Origin of the sequence: Pseudomonas agarici (assembly GCF_001543125.1) — a bacterium.
Classification (GTDB): Bacteria; Pseudomonadota; Gammaproteobacteria; order Pseudomonadales; family Pseudomonadaceae; genus Aquipseudomonas; species Aquipseudomonas agarici.
In genome coordinates this window covers 5,245,385-5,261,129 of sequence record NZ_CP014135.1, presented here as the reverse complement: position 1 = coordinate 5,261,129, position 15,745 = coordinate 5,245,385, and the positions used below count along the sequence as shown (strand labels likewise).

The 15,745-nt window shown below is 59.8% G+C and carries 16 protein-coding genes; 14 read left to right on the top strand and 2 right to left on the bottom strand.

From position 1 onward, the window contains the following. Positions 1-7 precede the first annotated feature (7 nt). The 12 genes from AWM79_RS23040 (at position 8) to AWM79_RS22985 (ending at position 8,743) form a co-directional block, all read left to right on the top strand. Positions 8-1,087 carry an IpaD/SipD/SspD family type III secretion system needle tip protein gene (locus AWM79_RS23040; protein ID WP_060783849.1) on the top strand — a complete coding sequence of 360 codons (1,080 nt, stop codon included), beginning with the start codon at positions 8-10 and terminating at the stop codon, positions 1,085-1,087. Between the two features lie 93 nt (positions 1,088-1,180). Beyond that, the gene (locus AWM79_RS23035) at positions 1,181-1,477 is read left to right on the top strand and encodes a phosphopantetheine-binding protein (RefSeq protein ID WP_017134219.1); all 297 of its coding nucleotides are present in this window, start codon (positions 1,181-1,183) and stop codon (positions 1,475-1,477) included. 210 nt (positions 1,478-1,687) lie between these two features. Then, positions 1,688-2,932, top strand: a complete 1,245-nt coding sequence (locus AWM79_RS23030) for a winged helix-turn-helix domain-containing protein (protein WP_026013442.1) — start codon at positions 1,688-1,690, stop codon at positions 2,930-2,932. After that, on the top strand, positions 2,929-3,369 hold the full coding sequence (locus AWM79_RS23025) for a transglycosylase SLT domain-containing protein (protein ID WP_026013441.1): 441 nt from the start codon (positions 2,929-2,931) through the stop codon (positions 3,367-3,369). Before AWM79_RS23030 ends, AWM79_RS23025 begins: the two co-directional genes overlap by 4 nt. Before the next feature lie 119 nt (positions 3,370-3,488). Then, on the top strand, positions 3,489-4,646 hold the full coding sequence (locus AWM79_RS23020; RefSeq protein ID WP_082712664.1) for a PrgH/EprH family type III secretion apparatus protein: 1,158 nt from the start codon (positions 3,489-3,491) through the stop codon (positions 4,644-4,646). A 3-nt stretch (positions 4,647-4,649) separates the two neighbouring features. Then, positions 4,650-4,910 (top strand): type III secretion system needle filament subunit SctF, encoded by a 261-nt coding sequence (gene sctF, locus AWM79_RS23015; protein ID WP_017134215.1) that lies wholly within the window; start codon positions 4,650-4,652, stop codon positions 4,908-4,910. Between the two features lie 54 nt (positions 4,911-4,964). Then, positions 4,965-5,273 carry a type III secretion system inner rod subunit SctI gene (sctI, locus tag AWM79_RS23010; RefSeq protein WP_017134214.1) on the top strand — a complete coding sequence of 103 codons (309 nt, stop codon included), beginning with the start codon at positions 4,965-4,967 and terminating at the stop codon, positions 5,271-5,273. Next, positions 5,270-5,983 carry an EscJ/YscJ/HrcJ family type III secretion inner membrane ring protein gene (locus tag AWM79_RS23005; protein ID WP_060783848.1) on the top strand — a complete coding sequence of 238 codons (714 nt, stop codon included), beginning with the start codon at positions 5,270-5,272 and terminating at the stop codon, positions 5,981-5,983. Before sctI ends, AWM79_RS23005 begins: the two co-directional genes overlap by 4 nt. Continuing rightward, positions 5,980-6,540: a protein OrgA gene (locus AWM79_RS23000; protein WP_060783847.1), complete on the top strand. Its 561-nt coding sequence runs from the start codon at positions 5,980-5,982 to the stop codon at positions 6,538-6,540. The genes AWM79_RS23005 and AWM79_RS23000 overlap by 4 nt, the downstream gene beginning before the upstream one ends. After that, positions 6,515-7,228, top strand: coding sequence for an HrpE/YscL family type III secretion apparatus protein (locus tag AWM79_RS22995; RefSeq protein ID WP_060783846.1), 714 nt, complete (start codon positions 6,515-6,517; stop codon positions 7,226-7,228). The genes AWM79_RS23000 and AWM79_RS22995 overlap by 26 nt, the downstream gene beginning before the upstream one ends. Further along, positions 7,218-7,649, top strand: a complete 432-nt coding sequence (locus AWM79_RS22990) for a hypothetical protein (RefSeq protein ID WP_060783845.1) — start codon at positions 7,218-7,220, stop codon at positions 7,647-7,649. Before AWM79_RS22995 ends, AWM79_RS22990 begins: the two co-directional genes overlap by 11 nt. A 71-nt stretch (positions 7,650-7,720) precedes the next feature. Continuing rightward, positions 7,721-8,743 carry a quinone-dependent dihydroorotate dehydrogenase gene (locus AWM79_RS22985; RefSeq protein ID WP_060783844.1) on the top strand — a complete coding sequence of 341 codons (1,023 nt, stop codon included), beginning with the start codon at positions 7,721-7,723 and terminating at the stop codon, positions 8,741-8,743. 129 nt (positions 8,744-8,872) lie between these two features. Here AWM79_RS22985 and rmf read toward each other — a convergent pair whose 3' ends face one another. Further along, a complete protein-coding gene (rmf, locus tag AWM79_RS24685; protein ID WP_074861824.1) occupies positions 8,873-9,088 on the bottom strand; it encodes a ribosome modulation factor in 216 nt (71 codons plus the stop codon). 707 nt (positions 9,089-9,795) lie between these two features. Here rmf and rlmKL point away from each other — a divergent pair. Next, on the top strand, positions 9,796-12,063 hold the full coding sequence (gene rlmKL, locus AWM79_RS22980) for a bifunctional 23S rRNA (guanine(2069)-N(7))-methyltransferase RlmK/23S rRNA (guanine(2445)-N(2))-methyltransferase RlmL (RefSeq protein ID WP_060783843.1): 2,268 nt from the start codon (positions 9,796-9,798) through the stop codon (positions 12,061-12,063). A gap of 134 nt (positions 12,064-12,197) precedes the next feature. After that, positions 12,198-14,147 carry a sensor domain-containing diguanylate cyclase gene (locus tag AWM79_RS22975; RefSeq protein WP_060783842.1) on the top strand — a complete coding sequence of 650 codons (1,950 nt, stop codon included), beginning with the start codon at positions 12,198-12,200 and terminating at the stop codon, positions 14,145-14,147. A gap of 42 nt (positions 14,148-14,189) precedes the next feature. Here AWM79_RS22975 and dacB read toward each other — a convergent pair whose 3' ends face one another. Next, positions 14,190-15,644 (bottom strand): D-alanyl-D-alanine carboxypeptidase/D-alanyl-D-alanine endopeptidase, encoded by a 1,455-nt coding sequence (gene dacB / locus AWM79_RS22970; RefSeq protein ID WP_060783841.1) that lies wholly within the window; start codon positions 15,642-15,644, stop codon positions 14,190-14,192. Between the last annotated feature and the right edge of the window lie 101 nt (positions 15,645-15,745).

The following is a 15,745-nucleotide window of genomic DNA, read 5'->3' as shown; positions in this document are numbered from 1 at the left end:
GTGAACGATGAACGATTTGGGTATCAGGCATTATGCGGCTTCGAGCTTCTTGCACCTTGAGGATGTCGAGAGTCCGCAGACACCCGTGCGGCATGAGTCGGCGTTGACGGCACATGGCGGGCAAACGCTCGCCGGGTCGCCCGAGGATATGCGCAAAAGGCTGGAGGGGGCTGTCGAAGAGCTGATCAATACCACGGATCAAGAGGAGCGTGAGTTCAGGCAATACAAGTACGACCTGGCCCTTAAAGACATGGCTCAGCAGGCGTGGCGCAAGGAGCAGCAACAGATCAGGGGGTGGATCAGGTTGTCGGAGCAGGTAGCCGATTTGCCCCGTAACGAGGAGCTGCGCCAGTGGCAAGGGCAGGCAATCACGGCATTGATCGAGCAGCTCGATCGTGAGCCGGAGATCGCTGGGCTGGGGGCAAAAAAAACCGAAGAATTCCCGGATTTCTTTGACAAGCTGATCGAGCTGATCGGCATCATCGGTAACGATTACCTGAAGGTCTACGAACACATCGTGGCGACCTACTCGGGTTTTTTCAAGGCGTTCAATGAGCAGATTACCTCGAAACTGCATGAATGGATAAAAGGCGCCAACGAGGGTAAGGACGTAGAACTCAACGTGGAGGAGTTGAAAAAAGCCCTCGATGAGCTGATACGGCAGTTCAGCCAGGCTCCCGCAGGTGTCTTGTTTCCCGTTCCTGCCAAACAGGACGAGCCGCCCAACACCGCCAACAAAAAGCAGGCACAGGATTGGATCGATGCCATGGGTTCGGGGCGTCTGGTTTATCTTGGCGGTGACAACTATTGCGTGATGATCGATCTCTCCGCGCTGGATTCGATGGTCAAGCGGCTTGACGATATTCCCCTGGAAGAAATCAAGGAAGGAAAGGTTACCTGGAACAGCGCACAATTCCAGTCTTGGCAAACCGGTTTCAACGCACAAGGCGAGCAATTGAAGAATGAACTTCAAAAGCTCACGCAAAAGTACTCCAGCGCCAACTCCACGCACGATAATTTCATCAAGACCTTATCGTCTCATATGAGTCAGTTCACGGACATGTTGAAGGCAATGCTCAACTTCTGAGCTGTTGGCCCGCCGACCTTATATCACTACCCTTCGAAGACGGACCCTGGGGAGCTTCCTCCTGGGCTTCGTCCTGCTCTGGAGAAACAATCAATGACCTATCTGACACCGGGCTATTGCGATGATTTTATCGAACAGCAAGTGATGGTGTTGCTCGCTGACTACTTCCAACTGGAGCGTCGAAAGATTTTGTTCGAGTTGCGGCTTATCGAGGACTTGTACGTCGACTCGATGCACATCGTCGAGATGGCGGTGCTGCTCAACGAGGCCTTTGACATCGAGCTGCCCGAGCCTGGTGTGGCGAGATGGCGGACGGTGGCAGATGTGTGTCGCCTTGTAGGCATTACTCGACAACAAAGACTTGCAAGGGAAACGACTGACATAATATAGAGCGCTTTCCGTTGTTGTATAACTCTCATCGCCTGGGTGTTTTATATTCCGTTGAGTGTGTAGTTTTTTTCTTGTTTTATAAGAGAAATGTCCTACGGACTGCGGGAGACCAAGTTTCTATAGTCGCTGCCGTTCCTCGTTGATAGGCCCGGGTTGTCCGAGGCCTGTTTTGAATGTCAGTACATCTCTGTAGAGGTCTCAAGCTGATTTATGGACCGTGCCACTGATAACGTCCTGAAACAATCATTCGCATTTGGCGAGTGGATATTGCAAAGCGATGGAACGCTGTTGCGAAACGGAAAAGGAGTTCATCTGCCCCCCAAGGAGTTGCAGGTTTTGCGGTTGCTGCTGGGGTCGGCCGGCAAGCTGGTCACTAAAGACTCGCTGCTCGATTGTGTGTGGCCCGGTTGGGATGCGGCCGAGGAGTCGTTGACTCGCTGCATCTATACCTTGCGCAAATTATTGGGGGAAGGGCGAGGCTACATCGCCACGGTCTATGGCAAGGGTTATCGCTTTGTCGGAGCGGTGGCGCCCCTGGCATCTTCACCGGTTGAATGTCCAACGGCTTCCTCGTTGGCGGTATTGCCGTTTCGCCACGCGGACGATGTGGCGGCGCTGGATTTGCAGGATGCGACGATTCGGCAGTTGAAGTCCGCATTCGACGGTACTCTCAAAATCTTGCCGGCGGGGCTCATGGTGCCAGGCCCCGGCCCGAGCGATATCCGACAATTGATGGAGCGACTGGCGCCGGATTACTACCTGAGTGGGCGTTTTTATGCTCGAGGTGATCGGATGGAGCTGTCGGTCGAGCTGATTCGCGGCAGCGATCACTATCTGGTACGTGGGCCTGTGGCCATCAAGGGCGCGCTCGAAGAGGTGCTGCGGTCGATGGTGTCGATGGTGGCGCAACACCTCCCCGATGTGCGCCCTTCCGTCAGCGGTTGCTCGTCCTATCCCTTGGCGTTGGCCTTCCTCAAGGGCATATACGGCTTGCAACGGCATACTGCGCAAAGCGTGCAGGAGGCCATGCTGTATTTTCGCCAGTGCCTGCACATGGATGCGAGCTACGTTCCGCCCTGGTGCGGCCTGGCCGATGCCCACCTGGCGCTGTCGATGTTGGGGCGGGCTGATCGCGAGTCCGCCATCGAACAAGCCCGCGAGGCCATTGCTCAGGCCTTGGTGCTGGAGCCGGGCAATACCGATGCGCTGGCGCGGTTGGCCTTGATCACCAGCTTGCAAGGGTGTGGCGATGCGGCCCAGGTGTTGTTCCAGCGCTGCTTACTGGCCTCTGATCGGGCTGACGTCCATTACCTGTATGCCTGGCACCACTGGTGTGGCGGGCGCGATGAGCGAGCGCTGGAGAGCCTTGAATCATCGCTGCGCCGTGATCCGTCTTTCATCGCGGCACAACGGATGCGTGTGCGGATCGCCGAGGAACAGCGTAACCGGGCATGAGCAGGCGATACCGCGGGGGAGCCTGGTTGATGCTGGTATTGAGCGGGCCGCTGCAGGCCTTTTGCTGGGACTCCGCCGGACGGCGGCATGGCATCGAGCCGCAATTGTTGTACGCCATTGCTCATGTGGAAAGCGGCCTGCGTGCGCAGGCCGTGGGCCGCAACAAGGATGGCAGTCGGGATATCGGCCTGATGCAGATCAACAGCTTTCACCTGCCACGATTGTCGGCACAAGGGATCACCGAGCAGCAGTTGCTGGAGGATCCCTGTCTCAGCGTGCACGTCGGTGCCGCGATCCTGGCGCAGTTCATTGAACGCCATGGCTACGGCTGGACCGCCGTGGGCGCCTATAACGCCGGCAGTGGCGAGGAGCGTCAGGCTGCTCGCGAGCGTTATGCGCGCAGGGTCTGGCGCTTCTATCGGGTGCTGGTGCCGTGAGTGGAGCAGGCCCGAGGATTCTGATTGAAATCTTCCGGTAGGACGCTGGCGGCGATCAGGATCGTCCTTGCAGGCCTCGCTAGTATCGCCGGACGCTTTACCGATCGAAGAGGGTGACGATGCCGGACAACCCCTTTTTACCCTGTGTCCTGAGAATTGGTAGCGGTCTGTTGCAGGGGTGTGAGTTCACCCTGCGCAGCAGCCGGACACTGTTCATCGTCGGGACTCCCGATAGGTTGGGAGATGATGGACTGGTTGCTGCCATACCGCAGGATGCGATCTTCGTTCCGCTGGAACGGGGCCATTGCAACTTTGAGGTATTGCTTGGCCAGGAGTACGCGACTCTGCGGATCCTGGGCGATGAGGTCGAGGAGCGCGAAGTTGCCTTCCAGCGTTGCGAACAGATCGCCGGGTTGCACATTACCCTTCGTCCCGAGCACGAACCCTGGGCGCCAGAACTGTTCACGAGCACGGCGACTGTCGAACCGATGGCGGCGGGGCACACCGTTCGACCGCTGCTCAGGAAGGTGATTGTCACGGCGGTGGTGTGCGTATTGCTGGCGGCGTGTGCAGCCGTATGGTCGGTGCCAATGAAATCGTCCCGACCCGATGTATTGAGTCTGACCGCCGGCACTCATGGGGCAACCCGGGTTGTTCAGGGGCGGGATGATCGGGTCTACGTTTTCGTGACATCGGAGCGCGATGCGGGTTGGAGCCGCCAGGTGCTCGTGCGTCATGGCATCCCGAGCCAGGTGCTGGCTGTTACGGACGAACGCCGGCGTTTGGAGTCGCGGTTGCTCGAGCAGGTGCCGGCGCTGAGGGTCCAGCGTATCGATTTGTCGCAGCCCGCAAGCCCGCGGGTGTTTTACAGCCTGCGGCGCGGCGCGCCAGATGCCGGACTGGAACAGCAGGTCTCGCAGCTCTTGCACGAAGAGGCGGCTTACGTGCGCCAAGTCAGCTTCGAGCCCCAGGATGACGATCTGCTGGTTGCCTTGGCCGAGCAAGGCCTGCAACGCCTGGCACTGGCGTTCGAACGGGTCGGGCAGGGGGACGCGACGGTCTTCAATATCGCCGGGGATCTTCAGGACGCGCAGCGGCAAATGACGCGTGACTTTGTCGATGACTTCTATCGGCGCTGGGGAGACCGCCAGGTGCGCTTCAACATCGATCTCAGGGATGACCTGTTCAAGGGCCGGTCATTCCAATCGGGACCGCAGGGTTACATCAAGACGAGCAGTTCGTCCTGGCATTTTTCAACAATCCGTCAAACGAGGTGATTTATGGTAGATGTCACAAGACCGGTCGAGTTCGCCGACGATTTTCTGGGGCAGCAGGCCGAGGCTTTCGAAGCCGGGGCCAAAGACCTGAAGGATAAACTTGATGCGGCGCTGAAAGCGCTTGAAGGGAATGCCTCGGATCCATCGCTGTTGGCCAAGTATCAGTCGGCCTTTTCCTCCTATACCGTGTTCCGCAATGCGCAGACCAACACCATCAAGGGCTTCAAGGATATCGACATGTCGATCATCCAGTCGGCGCGCTGAGTTCCCGATCATCATTGGGTCGGCGATGACCGCCGGCCACGGCGAGTAGTGGCCATGTCTTATCAACATAATCCTGTCGGCCTGCTCGAACAGGTAGCGCTGGTCGAGTTGCGCAGCCCGCAGGAAAGCACGCCGGTGTCGCTGGAAGCGCGCCTGCTCGATGCCTTTGCCAGTTCCGCCGTGGACTCGGCACGGCGGGTTGGCGGCGTCCGCCAGTTACTGGATAGCCCGGATATCACTCACCCCGAGAAGCTGGCGGTGTTGCAGGAACAGATGGGCCAATACAACGTCGACATCAATCTGCTTAATACCCTGGTGCGCAAGGCCGTGGGGGCGGCAGAAACCCTGCTGCGCTCGTCATGAAACCCTGCGTGTGGCTTATCCTCCTGTGTCTGGCGCTGGCGGGGTGTCGGCAACCGGCGCTGCTCGACGGGCTTGATCAGCAACAGGCCAACGAGGTGGTGTCGGTGTTGCAGCGCAACAATATCGGCGCGGCAAAGCAGGATAACGGCAAGGTCGGCTACAGCGTCAAGGTGGCCCAAGTGGATTTCCCGGCGGCGGTGGACTTGTTGAATCTCTATGCGCTGCCGTCGAAACCTCGTGTGGAAGTGGCCCAATTGTTTCCCTCCGACTCCCTGGTCGCCTCCCCGCGCGCGGAAAAGGCCCGACTCTATTCGGCGCTGGAGCAGCGTCTGGAACAAACCTTGAGTGTGCTCGAAGGCGTCGTCTCGGCACGGGTGCATGTCAGCTATGACGTGGACGCCGGGGAGGGCGGGCGCAAGGCGTCTTCCGTGCATCTGTCAGCGGTGGCCGTGCATGAGCGCGATGTCGAGCCGGGGCTGTTGATCAACGATATCAAACGGTTCTTGAAGAACAGTTTCTCAGCGGTCGAATACGAAAATATTTCGGTGATCCTCACCCGGCGCTCTTCCACCCAGCATGCGGCGCCGCTGCCGGTCGAGCCGGCTGCCACTGCCTTCTGGATGCCTGCTTTGGTCCTGATGTTGCTCGTGGGGTTGCTGGCTGGCGTCGGTGGCTTCTATCACTTGCGGGCGTCGGGTGGGCGTGCATGAACGCCTTGGACGAACGCCTGCGACAGATTCTCTGGCAGCCGCTGGATTACTTGCATAGCCGGCGCCTGAGTCTGCCGGCGGGATTTAACGACGGGCCGGGTCGGCAGGTGCTCAATCGCATCTTGCTGGAGGGGCTGACGCTGCCGACGTCGTGTCCGGCGCTTTCCCCACTCGCGACAGTGTGGGTGCATGAGTGGTGGCGCCTGCCGCATATCGCCCGGTTGATCGGTGCTCAGCGCTTGTGGCCGGAGCTGGCGCGAGGCGCTCGCATGGGGTTGCTGTCCGCCAGTGTGCGGGACTTTGCACGGTGTGCCATCGCGCCTCGATTGATCCTGGAGCTGCTGTCTGACAGTCCGGTGTTGCAACAGGTGGACAGCGTCGGGCTGGCGCAGTTGCTAGCGTTCGAGCGGGCGCTGCCCACGGCGTTGCGCGAACGGCTGCTGTTGCAGTTCTGCGAGGCGGTGGTCGATGGACAGGCGCGGGTGCCTGTTCCGGCGCCTGATCCGACGCTGTTTTTCCTGGCGGTACAGCATGCTCGACGCCATCCGCACGATTGACGAACTGGCGGGGGTGGGCGCGGATACCGTGCATATCACCCGCCAGGAACTGGCAACCGTCCGTCGCTGCCGCGCCTTGGAGCGCGAGGCACAACGGCGTGCCCGGCAATTGATCGACCAGGCCCAGGCCCAAGCCGAGGCGATCCAGGCCACGGCGTTTGCCGAAGGTTATTGCGAAGGTGTGATTCAGGCTTGCGTCGACCTGGCCCAGGGCTTGTGCGAATCCCAGCGCCTGGCCAGCCAGTTGCACGAGCAAGTGGCCGAAGCAGTCCGGCAACTGCTCAAACATCTGCTGGATGATTCACGGTGGTTCGACGAGATGCTCGACCATTGGTTGGCAGGACAGCCCGACACGGCGCGGATGACCTTGCAGATCCTCTTGCCCGTCCACTGTCGTGGTCGGGTCGGCGCCCTGCGCGAGCACCTGGGGCGCTTGGGCGTGGCCTCGGTCAAGTTCGAATTCGAAGACCAGGAACGTTATGTAGTCCGGCTGGCCGATCAATTGTTCGAGTTTGACCTGGAGTCGGCTCGCGAACAATTGGCGCCGCGCGTGCTGAGTCAACTGGCTGGTTTGCCCGAAGGGGTGCGCGAGCTTGACCAGCAGGCACGGCAAGCCCTGGTGCAACTGGTAAGTCGATTTATCGACGCCGCCGAAGATCCATCGCAAGGAATCGACGATGCACATTGAAAGTCCCACGACAGTTTCCCCGACCTGCGCATCGGAAGATTTCCCGGCGCATCCCTTGGAGCAACGCCTGAATCGGCCCGCCCATGCCACGCAGGCGTCTGATCCAGGGTTCGAAGCCTTTTACCGGCAATTGCTGGCGCTGTCCGGGACGGGCGAGAAAGAGATCCTGTTGTTCATCGCCAACTATCGCAGCAGTGACGAAGGAGCGCTGGACTACCGTACCATCGGCGAGCAGATGACAGTCGTCGGCCAGGCGTTGTCACGTCTCAAGGAGGAAGGCCTGGAAGGGTCCGAACAGCACAAGGAACTGCGTGGCGTCATGGGCCGGTTGTTTGGCACCAGTTTATTCATCAATCAGTACATGCAGGATATTTTCAATCCTGAGTGGGACGAGGACAGTCGGGAAACGGCCGATTGGTAAACTCGCTTGTCAGGTGGTTGGCCGGCTATAATCGCCCGTTCAATTCGCCGCCATCCGAGTCAAGCCCGCCCATGTATAACCTGGCCCGCCAGTTGTTGTTCAAACTTTCCCCGGAAACCTCCCACGATTTGTCCCTGGACCTGATCGGCGCGGGTGGCCGCCTGGGGCTCAACGGTCTGTTGTGCAAGGCACCGGCGTCGAACCCGGTGAGCGTCATGGGGTTGGATTTTCCAAATCCGGTGGGGTTGGCCGCGGGCCTGGACAAAAATGGCGCGGCTATCGACGGCTTGGCCCAGTTGGGCTTTGGTTTTGTCGAGATCGGCACGGTGACGCCACGGCCACAGCCGGGCAATCCGAAACCACGGATTTTCCGCCTGCCCGAGGCCGAAGCGATCATCAACCGCATGGGTTTTAACAACCTGGGGGTGGATAACCTGATTGCCCGGGTTCGCGCCGCCCGCTACGGCGGTATCCTGGGGATCAATATCGGCAAGAACTTCGACACTCCGGTGGAGCGCGCCGTCGACGATTACCTGATCTGCCTGGATAAGGTCTACGCCCACGCCAGCTATGTCACGGTCAACGTCAGTTCGCCGAACACACCGGGTCTGCGCAGTCTGCAATTCGGCGATTCGCTCAAGCAGTTGCTCGAGTCCCTGAGCCAGCGCCAGACTCAACTGGCCGGGCAGCATGGCAAGCGTGTGCCCCTGGCGATCAAGATCGCTCCGGACATGAGCGACGAAGAAACCGTGCTGGTGGCCCAGGCACTGGTGGAGTCGGGGATGGATGCGGTGATCGCTACCAATACCACCCTCAGCCGTGTCGGTGTCGAAGGCTTGGTTCATGGCGAGGAGGCCGGTGGCCTGTCCGGTGCGCCGGTGCGCGAGCAGAGCACCCACACGGTCAAGGTGCTGGCGGCCGAGCTGGCCGGACGTTTGCCGATCATCGCCGTCGGTGGGATCACCGAAGGCGGACATGCGGCCGAGAAAGTCGCCGCCGGAGCGAGCCTGGTGCAGTTGTATTCGGGCTTTATCTACAAGGGGCCGGCACTGATTCGCCAGTCGGTGGATACCATCGCCGCTTTGCGCCGCTGAGTTCTGGGTATTAAAAAGGGCTCCTCTAGGGAGCCCCTGGGCCGAAGCCCGCCGCCCGGATGGGGCGTGCGTGGTTAAGTCGTTGCTTTCAACAGAGTGCTCGGATTGTCGTGTCGGAATGTGCCCTGATTAGCCGACAGCGTGAAGTTCGTTGAGTCTGTGGATTCCCGCAGTGCCGGTCATACCGTCCCAATTGTCGCCACGTCCTTCTCGCCAGCCGTTGATCCAGGCTTGGCGTACCGACGGTAGAGTAAAGGGGCAAAGCTCACGGGACTTGCCATGAACGCCGTATCGATATCCGCGTAAAAATGCTCTTTCCAACGGATCACGCTTAAGTCTTCTCATAGGGTGTTGCCCTCGCTGGTTGACTGTTATAGGTCCCGTCGACCTCTCGTCGAGGCCGGGCAGAATGCATCTGCATGGTGCTCGCTGCCGGCGTGGCGAGCTCCGCATCGGATGAAACTGTCCGCGCGTCGATCATGCTGCGTTAAAAACAGGTTCACAAGGCTCCTTTTAGCGTAGCGGGCTGAAGTCGGACGCGACCCTCGTCGCTCCTCACCTGTTTTTGCCTTGCCTGATCGCCGCTCGACGAGTTTCATCAAAAGCGGGAGATGTTGACGTCCTTGCGACGCCAACTGTGTTGAGTTCTAACCAATGTGCGATGGCGTGTGAATGATCGTTTTGTCATAAGAACGTAACGATATGTGGGGTAAGGCCATAAGATAGGCTGACCGTTTGCTCGGTTATCTGGAGAAAATCCAGCTATTATCAGCCCTTGCATGAAGGATGGGTTTCACTCTCTGCAAAAAATACTGACCCTCGTACTCAGGTATTATTCGACGAAGGGTCATGATGTGACTTTTTGTTACGAAAAGAATGAACTATCCCGGTGTCTCCATTCTTTTGTCCCCATAATTTATGGGCAAAAGCATATGCCGGATGGAACGGCACAATGGTGTGCCACACGAGCACTCTTCAAGAAACGTGCTCGATCAAAACCGAGCGGGTGATGCGTCGCCCGTTCATTGACTGCTCAAGGCCCTGGAATTCCCATGTCGGATCATTACGAACTCTTCCTCACTTGTCCCAAAGGCCTCGAAGGCCTGCTTCTGGAGGAAGCCGTCGGGCTTGGTCTTGAGGAGGCGCGCGAGCACACCTCGGCCATTCGCGGCTTGGCCGACATGGAGACGGCCTATCGGTTATGTCTCTGGTCGCGCCTGGCCAACCGGGTTTTGCTGGTGCTTAAGCGTTTCCCGATGAAGGACGCCGAGGACCTCTACCAGGGCGTATTGGATATCGACTGGCAGGATCATATGCTTGCCGACGGCACCCTGGCCGTGGAGTTCAGCGGCCATGGCTCGGGCATCGACAACACCCACTTCGGTGCCTTGAAGGTCAAGGACGCCATCGTCGACAAGTTGCGCACCCCGGCGGGTGAGCGTCCGTCTATCGACAAGATCAGCCCGGACCTGCGCATTCACCTGCGTCTGGACCGTGGCGAGGCGATTCTTTCCCTCGACTTGTCCGGCCACAGCCTGCACCAGCGCGGCTACCGCCTGCAGCAAGGCGCGGCGCCGCTGAAGGAAAACCTCGCGGCGGCGATCCTGATCCGTTCCGGCTGGCCGCGTATCGCCGCCGAAGGAGGGGCCTTGGCCGACCCGATGTGCGGGGTGGGCACCTTTCTGGTGGAGGCTGCGATGATTGCCGCCGATATCGCGCCCAACCTCAATCGCATCCGCTGGGGCTTCGATGCGTGGCTTGGCCACGTGCCGGCCTTGTGGAAAAAACTTCATGAAGAAGCCACGGCCCGCGCCGAAGCCGGCCTGGCCCGCCCACCGCTGTGGATTCGCGGTTATGAAGCCGATCCACGTCTGATCCAGCCGGGCCGCAACAACGTTGAGCGTGCCGGCCTGAGCGATTGGATCAAGATCTATCAGGGTGAGGTTGGGACCTTCGAACCGCGCCCGGACCAGAACCAGAAAGGCCTGGTGATCTGCAACCCGCCTTATGGCGAGCGCCTGGGAGACGAGGCGAGCCTGCTCTACCTCTACCAGAACCTCGGCGAGCGCCTACGTCAGGCCTGCTTGAACTGGGAGGCGGCGGTGTTCACTGGCGCCCCGGATCTGGGTAAGCGCATGGGTATTCGCAGCCACAAGCAATACTCGTTCTGGAACGGCGCACTGGCGTGCAAGCTGCTGCTGATCAAGGTGGTCCCCGACCAGTTCGTCACCGGTGAGCGGCGTACCCCGCAACAGCGCCAAGTCGAGCGGGCCCACGCCGAAGAGCAGGCACAGATCACCGTCGAAGCGCCGAAGCTCAACAAGAACGGCAACCCGATCAAGCCTGCGCCGCCAGCGGCACCGGTGATCGAGCAGGCACGCCTGAGCGAAGGCGGGCAGATGTTCGCCAACCGCCTGCAGAAAAACCTCAAGCAATTGGGTAAATGGGCCAAGCGCGAAGGTGTGGATTGCTATCGGGTCTATGACGCCGACATGCCGGAATACTCTCTGGCCATTGATCTCTACCACGATTGGGTACACGTCCAGGAATACGCCGCGCCCAAGTCCATCGACCCGCAAAAGGCTCAGACCCGCCTGTTCGATGCGCTGGCTGCGATTCCCCAGGCACTCAATGTCGACAAGAGTCGGGTGATCATCAAGCGCCGCGAGCGCCAAAGCGGGACCAAGCAATATGAGCGCCAGAGTGCCGAGGGCAAATTCACCGAGGTGAGCGAAGGCGGGGTGAAGCTGTTGGTCAACCTCACCGACTACCTCGATACCGGGCTGTTCCTCGACCACCGGCCGATGCGCCTGCGAATCCAGAAAGAGGCTGCCGGCAAGCGTTTCCTCAATCTGTTCTGCTACACCGCTACCGCCAGCGTGCATGCGGCCAAGGGCGGGGCTCGGACGACCACCAGTGTCGACCTGTCGAGGACCTATCTCGACTGGGCGCGGCGCAACCTGTCACTGAATGGTTTCTCCGACAAGAACCGCCTGGAGCAGAGTGATGTGATGACTTGGTTGGAAGGCAATCGCGACGAATTCGACCTGATCTTCATCGACCCGCCGACGTTCTCCAACTCCAAACGCATGGAAGGCGTGTTCGACGTCCAGCGTGACCATGTGCAACTGCTCGACTTGGCCATGGCGCGCCTGGCGCCCGCTGGCGTGCTGTATTTTTCCAATAATTTCAGCAAGTTCCAACTGGCAGACAACCTGGTGGCGCGTTACGCCGTCGAGGAAATCAGCCGCCAGACCCTGGACCCGGACTTTGCCCGCAACAGCAAGATTCATCGTGCCTGGAAGATCACCGCACGCTAAGTCATGACCGAGCCCCGCCTCTGGATTTTTATAGACGGCGGGGCTTTTGGGGCTGGCTAATCTACTGGCGAATAGCTATAACTCAGTCAAAGCCAATGTGATGTAAAACACGTCGGCGTGATGAGTTGTCGCCTATGTCGTCGCATCCCGTACACCCCAAGATTCTTGGCTTTATCAGTGAAGATGCTTCTGCCTGGCTGGTAGCGGTATTGGCTTTGTTGGTGGGCGGGTTGCTCACGCTGTTGTTGTCCGTGGCCACACGCGAGCTTTATCAGCGTCAGTTGCAGCTACGTTTCGAATTGTTGGCCAACGAACGCTTCAGCCTTATCGAGGAGCGCTTCGAGGACCAGGTGCAGCGGCTGGACGGTCTGCGGCGGTTCTTTGTCAATTCCGATTCAGTCACGCGCCAGGAATTCGAGGGCTACACCAAGCCGCTGCTGTTGCGGACCCAGGCTTATTCCTGGGCGCCATGGGTCAAGGGCCGCGATCGGGAGTCGTTCGAACGGCTTGCCCGGGCCCAGGGCCTGAGCGGCTTTTCCATTCGGGAACTCAATGCCGAAGGTCGCCTGCAATTGGCGGCGGTGCGTGACGAGTATGTACCGGTACTGTACAGCGAGACGCAGAGTGCCCAGGGTTCGCCGCTGGGCTATGACTTGCTGGAGCAACCCTTGCGCCGCATCACACTGGAACGTGCTCGCGATTCGGGCACCATGGCTGCCTCGCAACCGCTGAATCTGGTTGGAGTTGAGCAAGCCTACGCCCGAGGCTTGCTGTTGGTGGCGCCGATCACTGTGCTCGCGCGCGTCGAGCAACCCAGGCCGGAGCTCGAAGGATACGTGATGGCGGTGATCAGTATGCGTCAACTGGTCGCCGAGGGCCTGCCGGAGCAGAAGCACGACAACCTGTCGGTGCGCATTCTCGATCTGTCGACCAAAGGCGAGCATGAGCTGCTGTATCAATCGCCCAATCTACCGGTTGCCAGTCCATTGAGTGCCACTCGCCTGCTGCGTCTGGCCGACCGCGAATACCAGGTGGATATCCGCCCTTGCGAGGCTTTCATTCAAGTCAATCATTCATCGGAGGCCAGCCTGGCGGTGCTCGGTGCAATGCTGAGCGTGCTCCTCAGTGTTTTATTGTACAACCTTGTCAGTCAGCGCCAGCGCGCCCTTGAGTTGGTCGAGCAGCGGACCTCGCAGTTACAGGTGCGCGACCGTTTGCTGGAAAAGCTCGGCGCGAACGTTCCCGGTGGCATCTATCAGTACAAACTCAACCTCGACGGTAATGCGCACTTTGTCTATGCCAGCGCGGGCACGGGGGGAATCCTGGAAGTCGATACCCAACGTTTGCTGGAGAATGCCGAGCCGGCGTTCGAGCGTGTTCACCCGGACGACCTGGAGCCGTTGCGGGCCTCGATCCGGGTTTCGGCCGAGCGACTCAGCCCCTGGCGCGAAGAGTTTCGCGTGGTATTGCCGATGCGCGGCTTGCGCTGGTTGCGCGGCGAGGCCACCCCTGAGCGGCTGCCCACGGGCGAGGTGCTCTGGCACGGTTATCTTTCGGATATTACCGACCTCAAGCGGGTCGAGGAGGAGTTGCGAGCCCTGTCGGTCACCGATTCGCTGACCGGTATCTACAACCGGCGTTATTTCCAGGAGCGGCTCAAGGCTGAGCTGGCACTGGCCCAGCGCGGGCCAGGTGGCCTGGCGGTGATCATGCTTGACATCGATCACTTCAAGCGCATCAACGATCAGTACGGTCATGCCGAAGGGGATCGGGTACTCAAGGAGTTGTGTGGGCGGATCAGCCATCGTTTGCGTCGCACCGACGTCTTTTGTCGCCTGGGTGGCGAGGAATTCATGGTGTTGTGCCCCAACACCGACGCCGAACAGGCCCGCAAGTTGGCATTGGAGTTATGGCAAGGGTTGCGCAATGTGCCATTCGAGGGCGTGGGGTGGGTCACGGCCAGTTTCGGGATTGCCGGCTGGCGCATGGGGGAAGGGGCGGATGCGCTATTACTGCGGGCGGATTCGGGAGTGTATGCGGCCAAGCAGGATGGCCGTGACCGAGTGATGGCGGAACTCGATTGAGGCGGGCTTGCTTTCACGCAAGCCCGCCTGCCGGGCGATGGGTTACTCGCCCGAGTCGGTCGCTCTCGGCTGACGATACAGATCCAGCAACACCTGATCGAGCACCGACGAGGCGCCCCATGGTTTCGGATCGTTGAGGATTGCCACGACGGCCCAGGTCGTGCCGTTGCTGTCGCGGCTGAAGCCGGCGATCGCCCGCACGGTGTTCAAAGTGCCGGTCTTGATATGCGCTTCGCCCGACATGGCGGTACGTTTCAGGCGCTTGCGCATGGTGCCGTCCATGCCGGTGATTGGCATTGAACTGATGAACTCCGCAGCGTAGGGGCTTTTCCAGGCTGCCTGCAACAGGGTCGCCATTTCCCGGGCACTGACTCGTTCGGCGCGCGACAGACCGGACCCGTTTTCCATCACCAGGTGCGGGGCGGTGATGCCTTTCTGCGCCAACCACTGGCGCACGACCCGTTGCGCGGCTTTGGCATCGTCGCCATCGGCGTCATTGCGAAACTTTGCCCCCAAGCTGAGGAACAGTTGCTGGGCCATGGTGTTGTTACTGTACTTGTTGATGTCGCGGATGACTTCCGTCAGGTCCGGTGAAAATGCGCGAGCCAGCAGCTTGGCACCCTTGGGCACCGTGTCCTGGCGGTCCTTGCCGTGAATGCTGCCGCCCAGTTCCTGCCAGATGGCGCGCACTGTGCCGGCGGCGTAAGTCGGGTGGTCGAGCAATGACAGATAGGTCTGGGAGCTGCAACCATCGGCCAATTGCCCGCTGACGGTGATCAGGGTCGAGCCGTCGGCCTGGGGCGTCGGGTTGTAGCGCACATCGCCTGTGCATTGCTTGGCACTGAGCACCTTGACCTGATTGTCGATGCGGATGCTGGCAATCGGTGGCTCGACCGATACCGTGACCTTGCCTGAATCATTGCGGGCGACAAAACGCAGGGCCTTGAGATTGACCAGCAACGCATCGGGCTTGACCAGGAACGGCCTGTTCTCGTCGTTGCCGTCATCGTTGAACTCCGGCAACTGCGCAGGGATGAAGAAGCTGCGGTCCAGTACCAGGTCGCCGGTCACCTGGGTTACACCATTGGCTCGCAGGTCACGCATCAGCAACCAGAGCTTTTCCATATTCAGTTTGGGGTCGCCACCGCCCTTGAGGTACAGATTACCCTGCAAGGTGCCGTTATTCAGCGTGCCGTCGGTATAGAACTCGGTTTTCCATTGGTGATTCGGCCCGAGCATTTCCAGGGCGGCGTAGGTAGTGATCAGCTTCATGGTCGAGGCCGGATTCACCGACACATCGGCATTGAATATCGTCGGGGTGCCCGGACCGTCGAGTGGCAACATGACTAGCGACAGGGCATTGTTCTGCAGCTTGCTGGCCTTGATTGCTTGTTGGACCTTGGGAGAGAGCGTGGTGTTGGCCGGGGTGGCGGAGACGGGCAGTGCCAGGGGAAGCAGCAGGCTGGCGAATACGAAAGGGCGCAAAGATTTGATCATATAAAATAAGACCCTACAGCCGAGGGGAAAAATACGAGGGCATAGCGACAAAAATCCCTCAATGGTCATGAAAGTGTCGGTATTATGCCCCAAATCAGCGT

Excerpts from the sequence above, each read along its gene's own strand:
- AWM79_RS22985 (WP_060783844.1), top strand. The coding sequence starts at position 7,721 with ATGTATAACCTGGCCCGCCAGTTGTTGTTCAAACTTTCCCCGGAAACC.
- AWM79_RS22975 (WP_060783842.1), top strand. The coding sequence starts at position 12,198 with ATGTCGTCGCATCCCGTACACCCCAAGATTCTTGGCTTTATCAGTGAA.
- AWM79_RS23035 (WP_017134219.1), top strand. The coding sequence starts at position 1,181 with ATGACCTATCTGACACCGGGCTATTGCGATGATTTTATCGAACAGCAA.
- dacB (WP_060783841.1), bottom strand. The coding sequence starts at position 15,644 with ATGATCAAATCTTTGCGCCCTTTCGTATTCGCCAGCCTGCTGCTTCCC.
- sctI (WP_017134214.1), top strand. The coding sequence starts at position 4,965 with ATGTCTTATCAACATAATCCTGTCGGCCTGCTCGAACAGGTAGCGCTG.
- rlmKL (WP_060783843.1), top strand. The coding sequence starts at position 9,796 with ATGTCGGATCATTACGAACTCTTCCTCACTTGTCCCAAAGGCCTCGAA.
- AWM79_RS23040 (WP_060783849.1), top strand. The coding sequence starts at position 8 with ATGAACGATTTGGGTATCAGGCATTATGCGGCTTCGAGCTTCTTGCAC.
- AWM79_RS23030 (WP_026013442.1), top strand. The coding sequence starts at position 1,688 with ATGGACCGTGCCACTGATAACGTCCTGAAACAATCATTCGCATTTGGC.
- AWM79_RS22990 (WP_060783845.1), top strand. The coding sequence starts at position 7,218 with ATGCACATTGAAAGTCCCACGACAGTTTCCCCGACCTGCGCATCGGAA.
- AWM79_RS23025 (WP_026013441.1), top strand. The coding sequence starts at position 2,929 with ATGAGCAGGCGATACCGCGGGGGAGCCTGGTTGATGCTGGTATTGAGC.
- AWM79_RS22995 (WP_060783846.1), top strand. The coding sequence starts at position 6,515 with ATGCTCGACGCCATCCGCACGATTGACGAACTGGCGGGGGTGGGCGCG.
- rmf (WP_074861824.1), bottom strand. The coding sequence starts at position 9,088 with ATGAGAAGACTTAAGCGTGATCCGTTGGAAAGAGCATTTTTACGCGGA.
- sctF (WP_017134215.1), top strand. The coding sequence starts at position 4,650 with ATGGTAGATGTCACAAGACCGGTCGAGTTCGCCGACGATTTTCTGGGG.
- AWM79_RS23005 (WP_060783848.1), top strand. The coding sequence starts at position 5,270 with ATGAAACCCTGCGTGTGGCTTATCCTCCTGTGTCTGGCGCTGGCGGGG.
- AWM79_RS23000 (WP_060783847.1), top strand. The coding sequence starts at position 5,980 with ATGAACGCCTTGGACGAACGCCTGCGACAGATTCTCTGGCAGCCGCTG.
- AWM79_RS23020 (WP_082712664.1), top strand. The coding sequence starts at position 3,489 with ATGCCGGACAACCCCTTTTTACCCTGTGTCCTGAGAATTGGTAGCGGT.